This is a genomic window from Vibrio scophthalmi LMG 19158 (genome assembly GCF_000222585.1).
In the GTDB taxonomy this organism is placed as follows: domain Bacteria; phylum Pseudomonadota; class Gammaproteobacteria; order Enterobacterales; family Vibrionaceae; genus Vibrio; species Vibrio scophthalmi.
This window is the reverse complement of record NZ_AFWE01000090.1, coordinates 1-971: the sequence shown is the minus strand read 5'-3', so window position 1 is coordinate 971 and position 971 is coordinate 1. Positions and strand designations below refer to the sequence as shown.

The 971-nt window shown below is 53.2% G+C and carries 2 protein-coding genes; both read right to left on the bottom strand.

Annotated features, from left to right (window positions below):
• On the bottom strand, positions 1 to 530 hold a 530-nt coding region (locus tag RH88_RS08095), incomplete at its 3' end, for a phage head morphogenesis protein (protein WP_005594867.1).
• A partial coding sequence (locus RH88_RS08090) for a phage portal protein family protein (protein ID WP_005594866.1) occupies positions 523 to 971 on the bottom strand: 449 nt, incomplete at its 5' end. The genes RH88_RS08090 and RH88_RS08095, both read right to left, overlap by 8 nt.

Sequence of the window (971 nt, the reverse complement as noted above, 5' to 3'; positions counted from 1 at the left end):
CGGCACTTACAGCCCCAACCATTAGGCGGGTAATGGGTAGACCAAAAACTGTGGTCAATGGGGAGCATAACGCCCGCCCAACTGACATGTTCAGGGCGGTGCACGCTGCTTGGGCCTAACTCATAGACAAAATAGGGCTGCGTGTCTTTGACTCGCTCAGAGCGTTGATACTGACCATAGGCGTAAGCGGTGCGCATGTTGGTTTCGTATATCACCTTCATGCGCCGCGTGCTGCCTAGTTGAACGATTTGCTCATCCCCTGACCATGGGTCAGTCATTGCCTGAACACCCCACCAACCTTGCTCAACCAGCATCGGCTTGAGCTGCTTAGCAAAGCGCTCATAACTCATGCCTTCGCCAATCGCCTGGGCGACCAAGAGCTGCGTCTGGGTTAAGAGTTCAACCTGGTTCATCTTGGCGACGGTAAAGTTAAAGTCGTGCTCTTCCTCTAGCATCTCGCGCCAATCAAAGGTGGTTTGAATGCCCTTTGATAGCAGGTAGCGCCGTATCTCTTGAGCCAGCTTATCCATTGAGCTCACCCTTGAGCCTTGCGCTGAATGTGGCTTGCGTTAGGCTCTCAATCAATGGTGTTAGTGAATCATCGTCATTGCTGGCACTGAGTGCGTCAAGCGCGGCTTGCAGCTCTTCGTAGCTTTGCGCCTGTTGCACGGCGTCAAAGATAGGAGCTGCCAAAGCATCAGCAATATTGCCCCATTCGTCTTGGTCAGGTAGCGCGTCTTCTTCGTTGTCTTTGCGGTTAAGGGCAAGGCGTCGATTGGTGGCCACCTCTTGAGGCGCATCCGTCACAGGCTGTACAGCACTGGCGATATCTTTAGGCACAAGTACCGCCTTGGTCTTATCGTCCGGCATCTTGAGCTTTAAGCGCTCATAGATATCGGTTTGCGCCACCACAAGGCCACGGTCAACCATTTCACCCACGTTCTTGATCCACTTCTCAGTGTCAATCGCGT